17 protein-coding genes and 1 tRNA gene are annotated in these 16400 nt (G+C 49.4%); 5 read left to right on the forward strand and 13 right to left on the reverse strand.

What is annotated here, in order from left to right; all coding sequences use genetic code 11:
- Positions 1–46: 46 nt before the first annotated feature.
- The 5 genes from AB7S66_RS00340 to AB7S66_RS00360 form a co-directional block, all read right to left on the reverse strand.
- Positions 47–532 (reverse strand): TRAP transporter small permease, encoded by a 486-nt coding sequence (locus AB7S66_RS00340; protein WP_428517392.1) that lies wholly within the window; start codon positions 530–532, stop codon positions 47–49.
- A gap of 96 nt (positions 533–628) precedes the next feature.
- Positions 629–1642, reverse strand: a complete 1014-nt coding sequence (locus AB7S66_RS00345; RefSeq protein WP_428517393.1) for a C4-dicarboxylate TRAP transporter substrate-binding protein — start codon at positions 1640–1642, stop codon at positions 629–631.
- 318 nt (positions 1643–1960) lie between these two features.
- Positions 1961–3619 (reverse strand): hypothetical protein, encoded by a 1659-nt coding sequence (locus tag AB7S66_RS00350; RefSeq protein WP_428517394.1) that lies wholly within the window; start codon positions 3617–3619, stop codon positions 1961–1963.
- A gap of 91 nt (positions 3620–3710) precedes the next feature.
- Complete coding sequence (locus AB7S66_RS00355; RefSeq protein WP_428517395.1) at positions 3711–4265, reverse strand: DOMON domain-containing protein; 555 nt, start codon at positions 4263–4265, stop codon at positions 3711–3713.
- Positions 4237–4695, reverse strand: coding sequence for a hypothetical protein (locus tag AB7S66_RS00360; RefSeq protein WP_428517396.1), 459 nt, complete (start codon positions 4693–4695; stop codon positions 4237–4239). Before AB7S66_RS00360 ends, AB7S66_RS00355 begins: the two co-directional genes overlap by 29 nt.
- Before the next feature lie 443 nt (positions 4696–5138).
- Between AB7S66_RS00360 and AB7S66_RS00365 the strand changes: the two genes are divergently transcribed.
- Positions 5139–5282, forward strand: coding sequence for a DUF4256 domain-containing protein (locus tag AB7S66_RS00365; protein ID WP_428517397.1), 144 nt, complete (start codon positions 5139–5141; stop codon positions 5280–5282).
- 59 nt (positions 5283–5341) lie between these two features.
- Here AB7S66_RS00365 and AB7S66_RS00370 read toward each other — a convergent pair.
- The 4 genes from AB7S66_RS00370 to AB7S66_RS00385 all read right to left on the reverse strand — a co-directional run bounded on the left by AB7S66_RS00370 (position 5342) and on the right by AB7S66_RS00385 (position 7257).
- Positions 5342–5426: transfer RNA gene (locus AB7S66_RS00370), tRNA-Leu, on the reverse strand.
- Positions 5427–5460: 34 nt separating this feature from the next.
- Positions 5461–5940, reverse strand: coding sequence for a 2-C-methyl-D-erythritol 2,4-cyclodiphosphate synthase (gene ispF / locus AB7S66_RS00375; protein WP_428517398.1), 480 nt, complete (start codon positions 5938–5940; stop codon positions 5461–5463).
- Positions 5937–6749 (reverse strand): IspD/TarI family cytidylyltransferase, encoded by an 813-nt coding sequence (locus tag AB7S66_RS00380; RefSeq protein ID WP_428517399.1) that lies wholly within the window; start codon positions 6747–6749, stop codon positions 5937–5939. Before AB7S66_RS00380 ends, ispF begins: the two co-directional genes overlap by 4 nt.
- A 4-nt stretch (positions 6750–6753) precedes the next feature.
- The gene (locus tag AB7S66_RS00385; protein ID WP_428517400.1) at positions 6754–7257 is read right to left on the reverse strand and encodes a CarD family transcriptional regulator; all 504 of its coding nucleotides are present in this window, start codon (positions 7255–7257) and stop codon (positions 6754–6756) included.
- Between the two features lie 106 nt (positions 7258–7363).
- Here AB7S66_RS00385 and malQ point away from each other — a divergent pair, with 106 nt between their 5' ends.
- Positions 7364–8881, forward strand: coding sequence for a 4-alpha-glucanotransferase (gene malQ, locus AB7S66_RS00390; protein ID WP_428517401.1), 1518 nt, complete (start codon positions 7364–7366; stop codon positions 8879–8881).
- Here the strand turns inward: malQ and AB7S66_RS00395 are convergent.
- The gene (locus AB7S66_RS00395; protein WP_428517402.1) at positions 8867–9835 is read right to left on the reverse strand and encodes a lipoate--protein ligase; all 969 of its coding nucleotides are present in this window, start codon (positions 9833–9835) and stop codon (positions 8867–8869) included. The genes malQ and AB7S66_RS00395 overlap by 15 nt on opposite strands.
- 47 nt (positions 9836–9882) lie before the next feature.
- Here AB7S66_RS00395 and AB7S66_RS00400 point away from each other — a divergent pair, with 47 nt between their 5' ends.
- Both AB7S66_RS00400 and thyX read left to right on the forward strand, forming a co-directional pair.
- Complete coding sequence (locus tag AB7S66_RS00400; protein ID WP_428517403.1) at positions 9883–10605, forward strand: 16S rRNA (uracil(1498)-N(3))-methyltransferase; 723 nt, start codon at positions 9883–9885, stop codon at positions 10603–10605.
- A 68-nt stretch (positions 10606–10673) separates the two neighbouring features.
- The gene (thyX, locus tag AB7S66_RS00405; protein WP_428517404.1) at positions 10674–11495 is read left to right on the forward strand and encodes an FAD-dependent thymidylate synthase; all 822 of its coding nucleotides are present in this window, start codon (positions 10674–10676) and stop codon (positions 11493–11495) included.
- Positions 11496–11593: 98 nt separating this feature from the next.
- On the opposite strand, the gene AB7S66_RS00410 is transcribed toward thyX, so the two are convergent.
- A complete protein-coding gene (locus tag AB7S66_RS00410; protein ID WP_428517405.1) occupies positions 11594–12838 on the reverse strand; it encodes an SPL family radical SAM protein in 1245 nt (414 codons plus the stop codon).
- A 62-nt stretch (positions 12839–12900) separates the two neighbouring features.
- Between AB7S66_RS00410 and uvrC the strand changes: the two genes are divergently transcribed.
- Positions 12901–14751 (forward strand): excinuclease ABC subunit UvrC, encoded by a 1851-nt coding sequence (uvrC, locus tag AB7S66_RS00415; RefSeq protein WP_428517406.1) that lies wholly within the window; start codon positions 12901–12903, stop codon positions 14749–14751.
- Here uvrC and holA read toward each other — a convergent pair.
- Together holA and lexA are read right to left on the reverse strand one after the other, a co-directional pair.
- A complete protein-coding gene (holA, locus tag AB7S66_RS00420) occupies positions 14748–15782 on the reverse strand; it encodes a DNA polymerase III subunit delta (RefSeq protein WP_428517407.1) in 1035 nt (344 codons plus the stop codon). The genes uvrC and holA overlap by 4 nt on opposite strands.
- Positions 15779–16399 (reverse strand): transcriptional repressor LexA, encoded by a 621-nt coding sequence (gene lexA, locus AB7S66_RS00425; protein WP_428517408.1) that lies wholly within the window; start codon positions 16397–16399, stop codon positions 15779–15781. Before lexA ends, holA begins: the two co-directional genes overlap by 4 nt.
- Between the last annotated feature and the right edge of the window lies 1 nt (position 16400).

Consider the following 16400-nt stretch of genomic DNA (forward strand, 5'->3'; position numbering starts at 1 on the left):
CTTGAGAAGTACAGGATGAATACCAGGATGATGGGAAGATAGGCAATCATGTGGTACCTCCTTGTGTAGGTTGTTTGATATCCTTGACCAGAAAATAGATTGAATAGATGGTGGTCAGAGCAAAGCTGACGAGAATTGACGAACTGATGTATGCAGTCGAAATGCCCAGTACCGGTGTGGGTTTCTTATAGGAGAGCGAGATATAAATGACTGCGATATAGGTTATATATCCGTTGATCAACAAAAGGACGAGATCAACGATGATGGTGATGGTTTTCTTTGTTTTGGGAGGGCAGAGATTGACCAGCATGTCGACTCCTACATGGACTCGATGCTTGTACCCTGCAGCAGCGCCTATGAAGACCGACCATACAAAGCAGGCGGTCGCAACTTCCTCTGACCAGTAAATACCGGTTTTCAGGAAGTAGCGCGTGAAGACATTGAGCATGACCAAGACAGTGGTGACAATGATAGCAGCACTGGCGATGATGAGCTCAAGGTTGGATAACACTTTCTTTACGGCTTTGTGCATTGATCACGTTCTCCTTGAACATAAAGTACAGGTCGAAGACGACCAGTGTTTTGTAGCATACACCGACAATCCTCGACCTGTATAGGACAGATACACTTACTTGGGCATCTTGGCCAATTCGTCCTGCAGAATCTGATAGATGCCAGGAGTGACACCCTTCATGTTCTCATAGACGCTGGTAACGGTAGCGGCGAATGCAGCAGAGTCAACTTCGTTGAACTTGTTGCCTTGAGCCTCGAGTCTGGCTTTTGTGGCCTCATAGTTGTTGGAGATCTCACTGATCATGTGCTGGGCACCAGCAGTGAACTCTTCCTGGATAATGGCCTGATACTCTTCAGGAATTGCGTTGAAGACATCAGCATTGATGTATACGCCACAGGTCCCTAGGAAATGCTGGGTAAATGCCATGTTCTTGGCAACTTCAGCACTGCCGTTGGATCCATACGCATCCATGGTGCCTTCCAGGCCGTCAACAACACCCTGCTGTACTGCACTGAGGGTTTCGCTGAACCCGAGCGGGGTAGCGGTTGCACCCATTGCATTGATGGTGTCGATGAACAACTGGCTGCCAGGAGTCCTGATTTTCATGCCCTGGAGATCAGAAGGGGTGGTAATGACCTTGTTGGTCTTCATGTTCCTGAAACCGAAAATGTAATCCAGAGCAAGCACCTTGATCCTATGCTCCTCTTCCAGTTCTTTCAGCATGCCTTTCACCAGATCGGTCTGGATCATGTACTCATACTCGTCAAAGCTCTTGTAGAGCATAGGTCCAACCAAGGCGTTGAAATCCGGAACATAGTCACCAAGGTAGGATGGGTCCTCTACGCTGATGAAGTCTGCACCACGGGCAACCTGCTCAACTCCGTCCTTGTAGACAGCCAGCTGGCTTTGTGGGTAGTGCTGTATCTCAATTGCACCATTGGTGCGATCGCTGATATTCTTGACAACAATGTCGAGGGATTTTGTCAGCTGTTCATTGGGTGCGAATACGTGGCTCATTTTCAATACGAGCTTATAATCGTCTCCACTTGCAGCTTCCTTGCTTCCTTGGGCCATGACCGGCATGGCTACCAGAGCCAGTACCAATAGGGTAAACAGAACTTTTTTCATTCATTCCTCCTGAATGCATTTTGAGTTTAAGATTAAGCAGAATTAAGCTTTATTTCTACAACTCTTATTTCTTTAGCACACGGGATGAATTTCCAAATATCAAAACAGTTTTTATGAAAAAAGTATGAAAAGCAGTATATTACACTAAAATTTATCAATATTTATGAGAAAAGTGATAAATATATAAGTAAAAATTGTTAAAATAATAAACACGTGTATGAACGTAACAAGGGAAGTTTTACATGGTAATTTATAAGCAGACTAATTTTCACTGATCCAATGCCATCCTCTCCTGTCTAGTTGGATAGGTGGTAAAAATCAGAACGTGAGTGAGCATCCGAGGATGAGCTGAAGGTCGCTGTGGGGGTCTGATTCCTCTCCTGTAATCTTTGAAAACGTGCGTCTCCCGATCCAGTTCACCTGTCCATGGAAGGACAGGTCCTGCATCCAATCGCTTGCATAGATGCCCTTGAGACCGAGAATCAGGTACTCAGTGATGATATCCCCCGATGGGGCGAATCCCTTGATGTTTGGCTCCTCTGTATTATCCGGTGGGTCATGGTGGCTGGTGAGATAGGTTACCTGTCCCTTCCTGAGGATGGTGGTGTTGAACTCCACGCGGAACGATGAGAGGCTGTGGTATGCAAGGTTGAACGCGAATGCCTGGCTGTCCGATCCATACTGGTACCCCAGGTAGTCTATGAGGATTGGCTGCCCGTTATTGTGGAGTCCACGGGCAAATAAAAAGTCGATTCCGTCTCTGCGGTAGAATGTAGGGGCAGTGGTCGCAAACTCAGCACTGGCGGTCCAGTATCCGCTTTGATGCCAGCTGTAGGAGAGGTTCACCAATCCTGCAAGTGCATTTGCCGTGCTTGTATCGGTCTCGTTGGGAAGCTGGAACTGATCCAAGGCAAACTGGCCATGCAGCGACAAGGCCGGGAGTATTGTCATGTCCAACTCTATGCTGGCTATGGCGTTCAGGTGTTTTGCATCATACAGATTGTGATAGATGTACGTAGGATCGAGGTAGGCTATTTGTATGGTCTCTCCCTGGTACATCACATTCTCGGTTACCGCAATCCGTGCCCAAGAGCTGAGCTGAGCTTCTCCTCGGTGTCCGAGGAAAATGCGTTGTTCCCCTTTGCCGATAGGGTTTGGCAGGAAGAGATAGAGGAACTCCAGTTTAGCCTGCTCCGCGAAGAAGGTTGCCTTGAGGTGGTTGTGGTTGGCAATATGGTCGCCCAGCACGAAATTCCCACTCTCTCCCCGTCCCCAGTTCAAGGCTCCCCGGCCGGTGGTGAGCGACCACCAGTTTCCTGATAGCGAGAACTGTGACTCCTGGGGCCAGTCAGCAAGGGCCTTGTCACCGGGGATAAGCAAGTTGCTCATCAGTTGGCTGGTAAACTTGTAAGCCTCGGCTTGGTAGAAAACATCATCACTTGCGGTAAACAATGCACCAATGTCGACTATATAGTCTTGGTTGTCATCATTGTCATGTGCCATTGAAGAACCGATATCGACAGAAGTGGAGAAATAGAACCTGTTAGAGTATCCCATCTCCATCCTGAACCGGAACAACGGCTTTCGCTCATCGACGCTGTAGACCCAGTCATACGCTGTTGTGAATCGAGTGGTATTACTGTGCGCGTACCCCTCCAGGTTTACCGTAGTGGAGAGGAGGTAGCTGAAGGTGGGGGAAACCTCTTTCATCTGCTTATCCTCGATCCTCCGGGTTGCTTGGTCCAGCAGATCACGGTGCTGGGTTGTGTTGGCAATTCTCTCCAGCAGCAGCTTTGCCTCTCCGCTGCTCCATGGCCTGGATGCCGAGGGTAGGGCAAGCCCATCGAACCGGTAGAGCAAGTCAACCTCATCATACAGGGGAGAGGAGAGAGGTATCATACGCGCAGATGAAAAACTCTGGGCGAAGAGAGGAAGGCTGAGAAGCAGGGCACTGAGTGTAAGGGCAAGTCGTTTCATGCACGATATCCTTGGAGACTATATGCATAGTATTTTAAACGAATAGGGAGGAAAAAGAAAGTTGTCTTTATCGGTGGCGGATGCTATTTTCCTATCTTAGGAAGCTGATGGTATGGCTGTCATAACTGACATGCTTGCTCCTGAGATCATCCTTGGAGCCATAGGCTGCAATCAGGCTCAGATTTCTCAGCGAGTCAAACTGTGAGGCAGGAACTGTAAACTCCATGGTGGTCCTTCCTCCCGTTTCCTTGATCTTGCTCTGTACAAGCATCTGCCTCTGGGATTGGCTGTGGCCGTGGCCACGGCCGGTATCTTCTCGTATGACTTGATTGGAAATGGCATCGAATCCAATAATGATATGCGCTCCATGCATCCTGTTTGAACCGAGACCTATTGAGACCCATCCTGTGGTGGGAGCATCCTGGATAAAGTACAGATGCCTGGAATCCCTGGACAGGGCATATCCGATGCGCATATTGTTGAGCTGCACTTCCATGGGGTACTCATTGATGCCAAAAATTCCATCAACTGCTGGATCCTTCTGGGAAAACGGGAGTATCCCGGCTGCCAGCGGTAGAGTGGAAAGTACCAATAGTATAAGGAATGCAAGATGTTTTTCATGGTGATCTCCTTGATTTTCTCCCATTGAGACGGTATGCAGCATACGAGAGAAGGGTGAAGGCCATCCATGTTACGAGGATTGCCGTCCCCATAAGGTTGTAGGAGAAAGACGAGGTGGATGCCTGCAGTACATGGAACAGAACCACCAGTCCTGTCGCCACCATAAGGTTGTGCATCGCTCTCACCCTCTGGTGGGTGAGTCCGGTCTTCTCATAGGTGCTTGCCCTTATTTGTGCAAACCTTTTTTGCTTGGTCAGCAAGGTGTTGGAAAAGAAGAGCAATGCGGAGATTATCCCCACAAACAACAGAATGAAAGCAACCTGTCCAAGCAGAGCCTGGCTAGTGGAGAGGGTGAATCCATTGGCAAGCTTGAGTCCTGCATGCAGTAGAACAAGGGCTGTGATTACAAGTGGAGAACTTCCATGCAATGTACGGACATGCTTGGCTCCCAGCAAAGACACTATCCAGGGCGGTTGTGAGGCCAAGTAAAACTGGTTGCAGACAAGTACGAAAGCGTAGACACCAAATATGATTGACACTGAATATATGAGTCGGCAAGCGCACCTACAGAGTACAGATATAGGATGACAGGAATGAGAGGGGAGGGGAGAGGAAAAATCCAAGATGGAATATGCTTCGTTTCATTGGAACCTCCAGTACAGGTATAGCACCTATTGTTAGACTGAATTAATATTCAGCTTATATTGTGGTCAATACATCAACATGTGGACCTGATGCAATTCTTTTGGATGATTCATTTCCCAACGGAGCGAGAGGAAAGGAACCATCATGATGGTTCTTCTCCCGAGCGAGTGCAAGGAAAGCAGGGTGAGATACCCTATCCCTTGGGGCGGAAAAGGAGGCAACGCCTCCTGGGTTCAGGGCTTGCCCTGAGGTATTGATACCTTTCATTCTAGAGACAAATGGTCACCCACTCTCCCAGTGCTATGGGGACTGTTGCTACGATAGGGTGTTTCTCTATCACAACGGAGCTGATTCCTACTACGCATCCAGGGGATTCAGGGGTTTGCTGAAGGTGTAAGGTAGCCATCTTGTAACAAAAGAAAAAGCAAACCCTTTATAGTAAAAGGTTTGCCTTTCTGCCCAGAACAAGATTTGAACTTGCACAGTCTTAACGACCGCTAGGACCTGAACCTAGTGCGTCTACCAATTCCGCCATCTGGGCGCAGGGCAACTATAGAATATTTGTTTGGATTGTGTCAACAAGGATTCTGGGAAATCAAGACAACTGCTTGGGCCATGACCGCTTCCGCTGTACCAAGCTCACCAAGAATTCCCTCGGCGGTCTTCGCCTTGACAGAAACCTGGCTGATTTCGAGGTGCATCGTCTTCGCCAGATTCTCCCTGATTGCATCTATATGGTCACGAAGCTTGGGACGTTGGACAATGACCGTGGTATCAATATGCTCGATGGAGTAGGGAGGGAGGTCTTCCGTCAGCACATGTGTTAACAACTGCAGGCTGTCAGCATCCTTGAAAGCTGGGTCAGTATCGGGGAAGTGAGACCCAATATCCCCTTTCGCCAACGCTCCAAGGATTGCATCGATGATTGCATGGACAAGGACGTCACCATCGCTGTGAGCAACCTCCCCCTGTTCACTGGGAATGACTATGCCACCAAGGATGAATTTCCTTCCTTCTGCGAGGCTGTGAACATCCCAACCAGTGCCAATCCTCATAGTGTTTGCTTCTCCCTCTGTACCTCATCCATGGCTTGGTGGAGTGCTTTTGCAGCTAGTGCGCTACGTTTGCCTTCCTCAAGGTTCTGGAGGTACTCCTCTATCTGCTGTTCAGCATCAGGAATATCCTCGATATACGTGATCTTCCTGTTCTCCCGGGTTCCTTCACAAATACCCACTGTCTGTCCATAATCAGTGAAGATCTGTGTATCATCCACATAGGAAGTGGTACTGTCTTTTGCTGCCTGATGGGCTTCCCAGATCTCTGGGTATTTGAAAATCTGTGGAGTCTGAACCCCTACAGCATGAGTGCGGTCTATGTGGTGGGTGATAATTCCATTGTCATCAATGATTTTCAGGGCATCGGTAGCAGGCAGGGCAGGAACTGCACCTCGAAATACTGTAGCTGTTGCAAGTGTCTTGATCACCAGGTCGGGAGTAAGGAAACAACGAGCTCCATCATGGATTGCAACAAAGTCCACGGCCAAGGCCATGGAAGAGAGCATCTTCAAGGCGTTGTAGACCGACTTTTGTCGGTCGCTTCCTCCTGGAACGAGTATGATGGGAACCATATTCTGTTGGAGCAGGTCCTCCAGGGCAACCGCACACTGGTCAGCCATTCCTTCAGGATGGGTTACCATGATAACCTGGCACCCTGGTACTTCAAGAAATGGGGCAACAGAACGATAGAGCACTGTATGGCCATCGATGGTGAGATACTCCTTCTTGACACCAAGTTGCTTGTTCGCATTGAAACGATCGCTGCTGCCGGCAGCGGTCACGATGACTGCATGTTGAGGAAAATGCATAGAACTATTTCTCCAGTTTGGAGAATACAAGCATTTCAATCTCTTTTTTGTCCTTTTTCAAGGCAAATGAGATCTCATCGATCAACAAACGAAGCGCATTATCATAGAGTTTTCGCTCTTGTACCGGCAGTTCCTTGATCTTGCTGCGATGATAGAGTGCTTGTACCACCTTCGCAATGGACGTGATGGAACCCTGCCTAAGCAGATCCACATTCATCTGATACCGGACTTTCCAATCTACCGGCATAGGTTCATACTTGCTGGAAATGGATTCAATGGCCTGCTTCGCTTCTTTGTCTCCTACGATTGGCCTGATCCCCATCTCCTCAGACTTTCCCACAGGAATCATCACCGTCATATCGGAAATATCAAGGTAGATCACGTAATACATTGTAGCGACGCCTCTGAACATTCGTTCTTCAACACGCTTGATGACGCCTACGCCTTGGAGAGGATATACTACATGTTCTCCGATGGCAAATTGTTTTGTTTCCTGGGCTGAATTCATAGCACAAGTATATCCTATTTTTCATGTTAGAACAAGAACACCCAAAAACAAACTCTTCCCTGTTGCATGATAGCCAACAGCAAAGGAATATTATATAGTCTGAAGCATGAAACATGACATACGACGCTGTGGTGTATTGATGCACCCTACATCATTTCCCTCACCCCATGGAATCGGATCACTGGGTGATGAGGCTTTCACCTTTATTGACTTGCTCTCCCAAGCGAAGGTAAGTCTTTGGCAGATTCTTCCCCTAGGCCCTACCGGCTATGGGGACAGCCCTTATGCAGCCCGATCGACCTTTGCCGGGAATGAACTCCTGATCGACCTCAGGACACTTGCCTTTGAGGGGTATCTGGATGTGGAGGATGTGCTCTTCCATCCCGAGTTTTCCCCAGACCGGGTAGAATATGGGAGCGTACGCGCCTATAAGGAACCGCTCCTGGAACAGGCTGCCGCAACCTTTATTGGAGAGGCAGCAAAGAAAGATTGGGAAGCATACCTGCAATTTGTACAGGAAAACCAGTGGTGGCTGGAGGACTATGCCCTCTACCAGGTGCTTTGCAGGACCTACAACGATTCCCGTTGGTTTGAGATTTGGCCCAAGAAGGTAAGACTGCGGGAAGAGGCTACTTTGCAACAACTCAAGAAGGACCATGCAAAGGCAATCGAGAATATTCAGGTACAGCAGTACTTCTTCTTTACACAGTGGGCAAAGGTCAAGCGATATGCCAACAAAAAAGGGATCGAGATCATCGGGGATATTCCCATCTTTGTCGCCCCAGACAGTGTGGACGCCTGGTCAAACAGAGAGTTGTTGAAAATGGATGAAGAGGGCAGGCAGACTGCCTCCAGCGGGGTACCGCCGGATGCCTTTTCTGATGAAGGACAGCTGTGGGGAAATCCTGTCTACGATTGGGGGGCCCACCAAAAGCAACAGTTCTCCTGGTGGATCAAGCGAATAGAGAAGACCCTGGAGATCTGTGACATCATCAGGATTGACCACTTCCGAGGATTTGCTGCCTATTGGGAAGTACCCAAAGGTGAGAAAACTGCCATGAATGGCACCTGGAAGCCATCGCCGGGCAAGGAGTTCTTCTCTGCGCTGAAAGCACATCTTGGGGAAGACCTTCCCATCATTGCCGAAGATCTTGGTGTAATCACCAAGGATGTGGATGAACTCAGGCTTTCCAATGGATTCCCGGGTATGAAGATACTTCAATTTGCCTTCTCGGTTGAGAACGGGAAGCTTGATGCAAGCAATGCCTACCTTCCGCACAACTGTGAGCGCAACAGTGTCATTTATACAGGTACCCATGACAACAATACCTCCAGAGGGTGGTATGACGGCTTGGATGGACAAACCAAGGATGCCGTACGGCGTTACCTTGAATGTCCTGATGACCAGATAGTCTGGCAGTTGATCAGGCAGATGCTGCTCTCTCATGCCAAGGACGCCATTCTCCCCCTGCAGGATTGGCTGGAGCTTGGAGCTGAAGGAAGAATGAACATCCCTTCCACCTGTGGGGTAAGCAACTGGAGCTGGAGAGCAGAAACCCTCCAACTGGAAGGATGGAGGGTCGACCGACTCAGAGCCTTGATAGAATTATCAGGAAGAGAATGAATCTAGCAGATAGGTGAGCAGGTCGGAGCAATCGTCCTGCTCACACTCTTCCAATACCGCCTCTACTGCTTTCTTCTCATACGGAACTCCGACCAGGAGTGTTTTGATGCGATCTACGATGGAGGTATCTAGGCTGTCTGTGAACATGAGAATGTCACTGAATACACCTTTTTCTACCAGTATCCTGAAATCAGCCTCACCCCATGGGAAACGATGGGTGAAAGAGTGGCTGAATTGTGGCGTCTGCTCGAGAATCTGTGATCGGTCCCCGAACCGGTGATAGTTTTCCTGTGCGGCAGGGAAGGTGGTAAAATCAATTTCCTGGACCTCAGCCTCCCCGTAGGTTGCCTTGAAAGCCTCGATCAACGCATCCTGTACCATCTCATTGGTGATTCTTGGGTTGCCTGCCTTAAGATTTCCAACTCGGGATGCTACGGATTTTACTGCCTTGGAAGCCAGTTTGGTGGAGCTTGGGGTAAGATAATTACCCATTACCGACAAGTCGCTGCTGATCAGCAGTGTCCCGTGGTGACAGAACTTGGTAGCGGTTGTCTGGAAAGCATTGCCAGAGATCTTTTTCCCGTTCAGAAGAATATCATTCCGGCCAGAGAGCTCGCAATCAAGAGAAAGAGAGGCAAGTGCCTTGAGAATCAGAGCGAAGTTCTCTTCCTTGGAGGTCTGTTCCTTGTTCCCGATCAAGGTAAAACAGAGGTTGCCCTGGTCATGGTAGACCGCTCCACCCCCACTTTGCCTTCTCACAAGCTGGACTCCTTCCTCATCCATACGGTGTAGGTTGCACTCACTGAACGGGTTCTGGTATCGTCCGATGACGATACAGGGATCATTCACCCAAAGATACAACACATGTTCATAAGGCAGACTCATCAGGTATGCCTCTCCTGCCAGATTGGCTGCGCAGTCGTGCGATTTCGCCAAGTAGATTGCATTCTTCATGGCATCAGTCTACCGTTTTTCCCAGCCCTTATGCTATAGTGCCCTGTATGAACATCATCCTCTTTTCTACCTTATCTCTGACCAATGAACTGTCCATGAAAGACCATAGGGCCCGTCATATCAAGAAAATCCTTCATTTAGCCGTAGGTGATACTTTCCAAGCGGGAGTCATCAACCAGAGCAAGGGGTTGGCCACCATCACAAATATGGATGAGCATGCCATCTCCTTCACCTACGAAGTAGAAGATGGGCAGGCATCCGCTCTCTATCCCGTTACACTCATTGTTGCCCAGGTCAGGCCGATCAGCATGAGAAGGATTCTCAGGGAAGCTGTCAGCCTCGGGGTTGGTTCCCTCATCCTTTGTACCACCGACACTGCCGAGAAATCCTATGCACAGGCCAATCTCTACACCAGTGGGGAGTATGAAAGCATCCTCATTGATGGCGCGATGCAAAGTGGCCAGAGCGGGGTAAGCTCACTGCAGTTCGCATCCTCACTGGAGGATGCCATTACCAAGCTTCCTCCAGAAACCCAGAGGATTGTCCTTGACAATGTCTGGGAGGGAATGCCGCTCTCAGTGTTTCAAATAGAGGAAAAGAAACCTGTTGTCTTGGCCATTGGAGGAGAGCGTGGGTTCAGCGATAGGGAGCGAATGCTCTTCAGGGAACATGGATTTCAGTTTGCATCACTGGGAAAGCGAATTCTGAGGACTGAAACAGCTTGCAGTGCAGGGGTGGCTGTACTGCTCGGAAGGATGGGGCTTCTCTAGAAGTTGCCGAGAGTGGGATATTCCTGTACCATGGCAATATTCCAGGAACAGGAAGGAGTACTATCATTATGGCACATTGCATCGTCAGCGCTGCTGAAGAGATTTTGGATAAGGAGTTCCCCGTACTTGATCATGGGTTTGTACGCTTGGTTGACTACCTGGGAAGTGATGAGCGAATCGTACAGAGCGCACGGGTCTCCTACGGAAGTGGTACCAAGACCTACCGACAGGACAAGGGCTTGATCAACTACCTGCTGAGAAATGACCACACCTCGCCCTTTGAACAGGTGAATTTCACCTTCCATGTAAAGATGCCGATTTTTGTTGCCAGGCAGTGGATCCGCCACCGTACAGGCAGGGTGAATGAGATCAGCGGAAGGTACAGTGTCATGAGTGATGAATGCTACCAGCCCGATCCTGCCCATATCAATTTCCAGAGCGACGACAACAAGCAAGGAAGAACCACTGAGCCAGTCGATCCAGAGATGGCAAAAAAGGTACTTGCCATTCTCAGCGAGGACCAGAAAAGGAGCTATGATACCTACCAGAAACTCCTGGATATGGGTATCGCGAGGGAACTCAGCCGGATCGATCTTCCCTTGAGCCTCTACACCGAATGGTACTGGCAGATGGACCTCCATAACCTGTTCCACTTCCTGCAGCTCCGCCTTGATGCCCATGCACAATATGAAATCCGCATCTACGCACAGACCATTCTTGACCTGGTGAGAAAGGTCTGCCCGATCGCAACCGAGGCATTCGAGGAGCATAAGCTTGGAGGGAAGCAGTTCAGTAAAAGTGAGATGGAAGCAATCAAATCCATGCTCAAGGGTGAAGCTAACCCGCTTTCCGGTAGGGCCTTGGACTTGTTTGAAAAGAAATTTGACTAGGATTGCCGCAACAGCAATTTCTCTGCCCATTTTCTCAGGAAAGTGGGTATTATTCGTATAGATGGTTTGGTCAACAGCGGCATAATACAAATTTGAAGCTATAACCTGTCTCTCTTCCTTTCCAAACATGCTTGGTAGGACGCTTTCATCGCTGCCTCAAAGGCCTTGTCGCTGGGGTATGAGTAACCAAAAGTTGGCATCCAGAGCGAAGGGTCCTCCATGCAGAGATAGAAAAAGGGAGAACCTTGCTTCCAGGAAGAAGGGAACTGCTCATAGGCAAATGAGAACATCGCTTGCTTTGTATCCAATGGATAGGAGTATTTCCCCGCTGCTGTAGTGAGAGCCATGTCCAGTACCCTGGTTGGATAGTGGTCGGTTCTGAGTTGTCTCAGTACTGCCTTGGTGAATGTAAGCGTCCCGAGTGAGAACATCATCAACTCTTCAGGCAGGAACATGGTTGTTACCTGTTCAATGAGCGAACCATACTCCTCCTGCCACCCGTCGAAGTAGACCATGGGATGCAAATGGAACCCTATGATTCTCCCCTTGTCCCTTGCCCTTCTTGCCGCATCAAGCCGTCCCTGGAGGGAAGCTGCCAAATGTTCCTCTTTCTCGATGATCGTTGGAGCATTGAGAGACCATGTGGAAACAATATTGCGTGGGAGCTCAAGGCTGAGATAATCACTCCGTTTGCTCTTTGTCTTGAGTTCAATGATGAGATTGGGATAACGGGAAGCCAGGATGGAAAGTGCATCGAGGGTCCCATAGTCATTGCCCCAAAGGAGGGAATCGCTGCTTTGCCCCGTGCTGATATGCCAGGTATCCTCATCAAGGTTGAGTTCCTGCAATCGTTTTGCGAGATTCCCCACCACTTTTATCTCATGGCTGTTGTAAAAGGATTGAATCGAGCAGTAGGAACAACCGAACGCACACTGCTGTACAACATCAAGGGTCTTGAGATTGCAACAACGGGTTTTCTCTCCCTCTACCGGGCAAGGGCATCTTCCCATCAGGGTGTCAGAGGAGACAAAAAGACTCTGGAACTTGTCGGGAAGGCGCGTATCAGGATTGAAATCCCGGTAGTTGGTTGGTTTCTCCCGCTCTTGCTGCATTTTATTCAGATGGTCGGCAACCAGGGCCTTTGCCTGGGCTTTCCCCTGCAGTTTTGCCACCTTCTCTTCATCTATCCACTTCTCGAGTGGACCCAATTGCCACATGGCAAGGTCACATGCGCTTTCAATAAGTTGCCGTTGCTGCTGGAAACTGAAGTGATAACGTTCATCAAGCTGCATGAGATAGCGTTGTTCCACAGTGGGAAGGGTTGCAAAGAGAGAATGGTTCATAACCCGTATTGTATCGATTGAGCATTGCCAAAACAAGACTGTCTGGCTATGCTCAAAGGAGGATGAAGAAGAAAGAGGAAGCATTGCAGTATACCCCGGCAAGTGAGGTGGAAAGTCTTGGAAGCGTAGCAGCAGAACAGGACAGTCCCCAGAAGCAGGCACGTGAATTACCCCATAATAGCGGTGTCTATTTGATGCGTGACGAGAAAGGGTCCATCATCTATGTCGGAAAGGCAAAGGATCTTCGCAAAAGGGTAACCAGCTACTTCCTTGCAAACAGGAGTGCCAAGACGGCAGCGCTCGTAAGGAAGATTGCTTCCATCGAGTACATCATAACCGGTAACGAGTATGAGGCATTGGTACTTGAGAATAATCTCATCAAGAAGTACTCCCCCCACTACAATATCTCCCTCAAGGATGGCAAGAGCTATCCAATGATTCGAATTACCAACGAGAAGTTCCCCAAGGTCTTCAAGACCAGGCGGCTCATTGATGATGGCTCCTCCTATTATGGACCCTATCCTGATGCAGGAAAACTTGACCTCTACCTTGATCTGATTGCAAAGCTGTTTCCTCTGAGAAGATGTTCCACACCATTGAGAAAGCGGGAGAGACCTTGCTTGTACTACCACATTGGACTTTGCCTGGGTCCTTGCGCCGGGCTGGTCAGTGAGAAGGAGTATGGGAAATCCGTCACTGCCGTAAGGAATCTCCTGGAGGGGAGGACCGATGCACTCCTGGCAAGATTGCAGGAGGAGATGATTCAGGCCTCCAAGGCGTTGAATTTTGAGGAAGCAGCAACCAAACGGGACCAGATAGCTGCCATCAAGACCATCCAGATAGGACAACAAGTACAGGACTTCGCAAGTGAGAGCAGGGATTACGCAGCCATCGAGATGCGAGGCCCCTTGTGCACCATCAGCTTGATGCAAATGCGCGATGGTCAGTTGATCGGTCGTGCATTGTATCGTGCAGAGACACTTGGAGAGGAGACAGACACTCTCTTGAATTTCCTGATACAGTACTATGCAGATGGGCAGAAACTTCCCCAGTTCCTGTATGTCTCCCATGAGATCGATGTGCATCTGATCAGGCGTTACTTCACAGAGCAACTGGGAGGAAGGCTGGAAGTAAACCTCCCCATTGACGGGAAACACTACAGGATACTCCGTATGGCGCGGGAAAATGCAAGCCGTGATGTGGACAAGCGGTTGAAGAGCAAGGACAACACCAGGGCACTGCAGGAACTTGCCGATATCTTGGGTCTTGCTGCCCCGCCAACCCTGATCGAGGGGTTCGATATTGCCCAGTTGCATGGCAAGTACACCGTTGCATCCCTGATATCTTTCCGCGACGGCAATCCAGACAAGCCGAACTACCGCAGGTACAACATTAAAAGCCTTGAGGGAAGGATTGATGACTATGAATCCATACGCGAGGCAGTGGCCAGACGGTACACAAAGATCCTGAATGAGAATCTGGAACGTCCAGGACTCCTGATCATTGATGGTGGTCAGGGCCAGGTGAATGCTGCCCGGGAGATTCTCGATGCGCTGGGGATGGTGGATATCCCCATCATCGGGCTGGCCGAACAATTTGAGACAATTGTATTTGATGATGAGAGAGAGGACCTTCAACTCCCAGAGGACAATGAGGCGTTACGGTTGGTAATCGCTGTAAGGGATGAATGCCACCGGTTTGCCACCAGTGCAAACCAAGCAGCAAGGAGTCGTGAAGCCTCCTTCCGTGTTCTGGAGTCCGTGGAGGGAATCGGAAGGAAGCGAAGTGAGCGTTTGATGAAACAGTACGGAAGTCTGGAAGCAATGCTGGCAAAGTCAGCTGAGGAACTGAGCAAGGAAGGAGGAATTTCCCTTGCTGTTGCGAAGCGGATACTGAGCCAGCTCTCTCTCTAGATCAGAGAGGCAAAGCTGGCCTTGTTGAGGGGTTTCCCCTGACATTTGATGATCCGGTAGAGCAACCGTTCCAACACCAGATCTGTGAGCTCGCTGCCGGATTCCTTGATTTCAAGGTCAGCTTCTCCCAGCGCAATGATTATCCTCCTGATGGACGCGAGGTCGAATCGTTGCAAGGCATTCCTGTATGTGGTTTTGTCCTTGGGTTTCTTGATCGGGCTACTCTTTTCCTGTACATGTGCTTGCATATACGCCTCACTCTCATTGCCGCCCTGGAAGATGAACTCCTGGAGTGAGCAGAGTCTCCTGAACTGCCAGAGCAAGCCATTCACCAAGAGGATGGAGCTTTGGCTGTCCCCACTACCAAGAATACTGTGCAGTGATTGCATGCTCTGTTTCAGGTCGCCCCTGGCGATCAAGGGGAATAGGGTGAATGCATCTTCCTGTCTGCTATGATAGATATAGGTCTCGACATCTTCTTCCTCAATGGGGCGACTGCGTTTATCGATCTGCCAGAATATGGCCAGCTGGTTGCAGATAAGGCGCAATTCCTGGGTATTGTCCTCAGTGAGGTCGATGAGGAGATCTATCCCATCGGCCGTGATGGAGATCCCCCTCTTCCTGAAGAAATTCCTGATCCAATCAGTCTTCTGGTTTTCCAGCAGATCATAGAACGTTTGTATGTTTCTCTTGGGAATTGCCTTCATGATTTTCTGTGAGAGATAGAGATCGCTGGAAATGATGATCAGTGTCGCTGTTTCCACAGGATGGGCAAGATAATTTGCAATGGAATCAACCATGGCCGATCCAAGCTGCTCAGCTTGGCTCAAGATAACCATACGATGCTCACTGAACAGGCTGTTGTTGTTCAGCGCAGTGAGAATTTCCCCGTTTTCGGTTTCGAAAGGGTAGAATCTGCTGAGCTCTATCTCCCCCCCATGAGCCTCTTTAAGCTTGTCCCGGATATCTTTCAGAACCTGTTCCTTGGCCCCTGTTTCGGGACCGAGTAGAAGATATGCTCGTTCACTCATCGATAGTTCCGGATCAGAAGGTGCAACTTGCCGTGAATCTTGCAAGAACGTGTGATGATTGGGCCCATGGATGCATTGGCTGGACGAAGTTCTACACTTTCCTTGCCAGGATAGTACCCTTTGAGCGTAATTCCCGGTTCATCATCCCCCACGGATGCAGCTACTATGTCCCCACGTTCAGCTACATCACATTTACGGATGATGGCAATATCCCCATCGTATATGCCATCCTCGATCATACTCTCTCCCCTGATTTTCAGGGCAAAATAGGTGTTTCGTGTCGTTCTCAACATGGTTGCAGGGATGTTGAGAATAAAATCAGTGTTCTCTTCGCTCATCAAGGGGGCTCCTGCGGCAATGGAACCAATGACCGGTACCTGGATCAGTTCGTCACGAGGGAAGAACTCTTCACCGATTACTTCAATGGACCGGGAGACTCCTCCGGTGGTTTTTATCACCTGCTTGGCCTCAAGTGCTTTCAGATGGTCATGGGCTGCCTTTACTGAGAACTGGAAGTGATCAGCAATATCCCGTACGGAAGGAGCGTAGTTGTTCTCCTTGATGTACGAACTGATGAAGGTTGCAATGGCCTTTTGTCGATCGGTAAGTTCGCGCATC

It is taken from the genome of Sphaerochaeta sp. (genome assembly GCF_050178175.1).
Taxonomy (GTDB): domain Bacteria; phylum Spirochaetota; class Spirochaetia; order Sphaerochaetales; family Sphaerochaetaceae; genus Sphaerochaeta.